The sequence below is a fragment of the Gilliamella sp. BG1 genome (assembly GCF_046635625.1).
Classification (GTDB): domain Bacteria; phylum Pseudomonadota; class Gammaproteobacteria; order Enterobacterales; family Orbaceae; genus Gilliamella; species Gilliamella bombi.
In genome coordinates this window covers 1-3,570 of record NZ_JBIDFG010000038.1, presented here as the reverse complement: position 1 = coordinate 3,570, position 3,570 = coordinate 1, and the positions used below count along the sequence as shown (strand labels likewise).

At 28.0% G+C, this 3,570-nt stretch carries 5 protein-coding genes; all 5 read left to right on the top strand.

Annotated features, from left to right (window positions below):
- Nucleotides 1-129: 129 nt before the first annotated feature.
- Nucleotides 130-651: a hypothetical protein gene (locus ACGH80_RS11600; RefSeq protein ID WP_411578974.1), complete on the top strand. Its 522-nt coding sequence runs from the start codon at nucleotides 130-132 to the stop codon at nucleotides 649-651.
- Nucleotides 651-1,967, top strand: a complete 1,317-nt coding sequence (locus ACGH80_RS11595) for a hypothetical protein (protein WP_411578973.1) — start codon at nucleotides 651-653, stop codon at nucleotides 1,965-1,967. The genes ACGH80_RS11600 and ACGH80_RS11595 overlap by 1 nt, the downstream gene beginning before the upstream one ends.
- Nucleotides 1,968-1,983: 16 nt before the next feature.
- On the top strand, nucleotides 1,984-2,475 hold the full coding sequence (locus tag ACGH80_RS11590) for a hypothetical protein (protein ID WP_411578972.1): 492 nt from the start codon (nucleotides 1,984-1,986) through the stop codon (nucleotides 2,473-2,475).
- 301 nt (nucleotides 2,476-2,776) lie between these two features.
- Nucleotides 2,777-3,127: a hypothetical protein gene (locus ACGH80_RS11585; RefSeq protein WP_411578971.1), complete on the top strand. Its 351-nt coding sequence runs from the start codon at nucleotides 2,777-2,779 to the stop codon at nucleotides 3,125-3,127.
- A 67-nt stretch (nucleotides 3,128-3,194) separates the two neighbouring features.
- Nucleotides 3,195-3,470: a hypothetical protein gene (locus tag ACGH80_RS11580; protein WP_411578970.1), complete on the top strand. Its 276-nt coding sequence runs from the start codon at nucleotides 3,195-3,197 to the stop codon at nucleotides 3,468-3,470.
- The last annotated feature ends 100 nt before the right edge of the window (nucleotides 3,471-3,570 follow it).

Below are 3,570 nucleotides of genomic sequence, written 5' to 3'. Positions count from 1 at the left end.
CTACTTTTGCTTTGGTTGTTTTTTGAGCAAACGGAATAAAAAGGCTGTTTTATTTGTTTTTTTACTTGCGTTTTTACATGTTATTTTATATAATAATTACAAGTTAAACAATTAAAGAAAGGTAAAACAATGATTATTAGAAATGAAGATTTTTTATTTGAATCTATTGACAGAATGGCTAAAGATTATTTTCTGTTTTTTGAGGTTACTAAAGCTGAATACATCTTTAGAAAAGGTAGTGTTATGATGATTACTAACAATTATTCAATTGAAAATTGTGAAGCTGGTTATTATGTAAATAATGTCTATATAAAAAATTTAGGTAACGTGGTTGGTATGTTTGATAAATATTTATTTCCTAAAACTCCGAATTTTTCAGCAACTGAACGTCATGTAACAAACGAATGCCCGTTATCAACACAAGATTTAAAAAAACTAATAGATGAGAATTATGTTGCTGTAGAGTTAGTCGATGGAAGCAAAGGCTGGGTTAATGCATACACTGATGATAGAGAATTTTACGGCGAACCAAATGAAGAAGTTATTTTGCATGTCAATTTTGGCGATGATTCTTTTGAGTGCTGTTTTTCATCAAATGTTAAGAGAATAATCTATACAAAACCTAAAAAAATTATTGGGGAGGTTAAGTAATGTCATCAATTCAACGTACATATAAACTAAAATCAACATCTGTTGGATTAAGTTACAGTGAAGACTATGATAAATTACAATCTATTGTTGATAATTGGTTTGATAATCAAACTCGCTTAACAATAAGACATTCTGAATGTCTTGAATACAGAAAATCTTTTTACTCAGATGGAATAAACGAATTAGCTATAAATGATTCAAGTGTGTATGTTTACAGTGCTACTGACAATTTCGGTTATATTAATTTTTATACAAAAGAACGAAAAAGATTCTTTTCATGCAAAATAGAAGATTACAATGAAAACGATGAAATCAATGCGTTACAAGATTACATAGAAAATAAACAAGATGCAGAATTAAAAAAAGATAGAGAGTTAGCTAAAAAAGAGGCTAAAGAAGAAGCTAAATCAAACGGTTTAGAAGAGCTAAAAGGGACTCAAAAGCAAATAGAATGGGCTGAACAAATTAGAATAAGAATACTTAAAAAAATGCACTTGTTATCATCAATCGGAATAGATGTTGAAAAACAGCAAAAGTTAAATCGTTTCATGTCTATTCCTTGTTTTAATAAAGCAACTTTCTGGATTAATAATAGAGATCAGTATGCACAAGATTTTCTTCATTTTATAGATAACTATGATGATTGTTGTGATGAATTATTTTTTCAAAAAAATTGGAAGTTAACTAAAGCGGATATCAAAAAAGCTAAAAAACCTGTTCAATCTTCAGCTACGTCAAGAAAAATTCAAGATAAATTAGGCGGTGCTTTTCTTAATATTGGAATTTCTAATAAAGATTTCATTACAAGAATCAATAAATATAGTAGTGAGTTTTTCACTAAATTGAAAAATGCAATAGATTGTTACCCATCTATTTTTATTAAACTACATGTAAATCAAAAGTTTGGTAAACATGAAATATTTTTTATACGAGTTTATGACAATAAATTAACAGATGCAGGAATATTTGACCAAATGTTTTATGTACAAAATCCTAAACTATCAGGTTTTATTGAATATGAAACACTCTTAAAAGAATTAAGAGACAAAAGAGATTTACTGTTTTCAAAAAATCCAAAATTAACAGATTGTTATTCATCTAATCTTCAAACTGTTGGATTGAAAATTAGTAAAGAACTTGAAGATTTAAATCAACAAATAGCATATACAAAAGAAGCTTATTTAGATGCTATACCGCTTGACGAAAAGCAGCAGATTCAGAAAATATTTGATGTTGTAATTGATGAGTACGGATGTAACGTTGAACTGGTAGGTGAACAAGGTTTGGTTAGTTTGTTTTGTTTGGAAAAAAGTTAAATAAAAGGTAAATATCATGTCCACTTTAGAAGAATTAAAATCTACTATGAAAACATTAGATTCGTTAATTAAATCAACTAATAGAGAAATAAATCAATATCAAAAAAGAATTAAACAATATCAAGATTGCATTAACCTGCTCAATGAGAAAAAAAAAACTTTATCAATTCTCAAAGCAGAACATCGCGCAATAAAAAATGATGCGGAAGCAAAAAGAAAAGTTTTGATTAATAAATTAAAACGAGTTATTAGTATTGATGAAATTCAAAAATCAATAAGCATTATGTCTAGAACGATTAAAATACAGCGAGCTAATGCAAAGCGTGATTTTTGGGATGCGCAAAAGGTTATTGAAAATGCGGTTATGCAACTTCGAGAAGCTGGTATATCTAGCAAGGGATTAGATAGATTAGAACGTATGAACTATAACCGTCCAGATATCTATTTTTCTTACAGCGTTGGATTAAATGAAATTCTTGATTTAAAAGAAATCAATTCAGCAGATTAAATAAATGCTGTTTTTTTGTAAAAAATGTTTTATAATTTAGTAACCGCTGTATAAGCGGTTTAGAAATATACTTAGATTGTTCAAGCTCTAATTGAATGCCGTGTAGGCAGTTTAGAAATACCAAAAAATGCCAACTAAAGTTGGCATTTTTTGGTTTCAATCTGCAATTTTAATTCAAAACTATCTTATGCCACCTTTTATTTAAACGTCTTTAATAAATTTATTTGTTTTTTTACTTTCTTTTTTGCGTGTAATTTTGTATAATAAATTACTTGCTAACATTTTAGAGAGTGGTTGAAAAATGAATAACAATTTTTTGTTTAACAGATTTTTACAGCTAACTAGATTATATAAAAATTATGATTTGGTTGGTGAGATATTTGAACTCGGTGATTTTGGATATGTTAATAAAAATCAGATAAACCGTTGGTCAAAAATAAATCCTCAAACGTCGAACTATCAAGAATTCCCTGATTGTGCATTTGCGGCATTTATTCGTGGATTGCTGAGCTATGTTAGAATAAAACAGTCTCAAGGCGTTGATGTATTTAATTTTGATAATGATTTCACTGAAAGTATCATAACAATGTTTTTTAATTATCGAGATGATAAAGCCTGCAAGGGCGTGAAAGTATTTAACTTTGATATATAATCTTAAAAAAAGAGAATAATATGTTTAGTTTGCGAAACTTTATTTTTATTTTGGTGGGGGTGTTTTTGTGCAAGGCTTTATTTTTATTTTTTGGGGTGTGATTTTAGGGACTTTTATTATTTCTTTAGGTTGCTTTATTAAAATGTTTTTTGTTGACAAATTTACAATTGATAAATTGGTTGGCGATGATAATTTAATAAGAGAATTTTTTATTGATGGGATAGATGAAGATATAAAAGTTCAATTTTTAAATCACAAAGTTTCTCGGTTTGAATATGTTCTCCTGATGCGATCTGTTGTAAAGATATATGAAAAAGCATTAAAAAAGAAAAGAGAAAAATAAGTGAATAAAAAGATATGTAACTTTTTTTGGGGCATTTTCCTGCGGAAATCGGGCTATATTTTTACTAGCTGAAGCTAGTAAAAACTCAAACCTGCGGTTT

Bases quoted from the DNA above. Each gene is read 5' to 3' on its own strand.
- ACGH80_RS11600 (WP_411578974.1), top strand. From the start codon at position 130: ATGATTATTAGAAATGAAGATTTTTTATTTGAATCTATTGACAGAATG.
- ACGH80_RS11595 (WP_411578973.1), top strand. From the start codon at position 651: ATGTCATCAATTCAACGTACATATAAACTAAAATCAACATCTGTTGGA.
- ACGH80_RS11590 (WP_411578972.1), top strand. From the start codon at position 1,984: ATGTCCACTTTAGAAGAATTAAAATCTACTATGAAAACATTAGATTCG.
- ACGH80_RS11585 (WP_411578971.1), top strand. From the start codon at position 2,777: ATGAATAACAATTTTTTGTTTAACAGATTTTTACAGCTAACTAGATTA.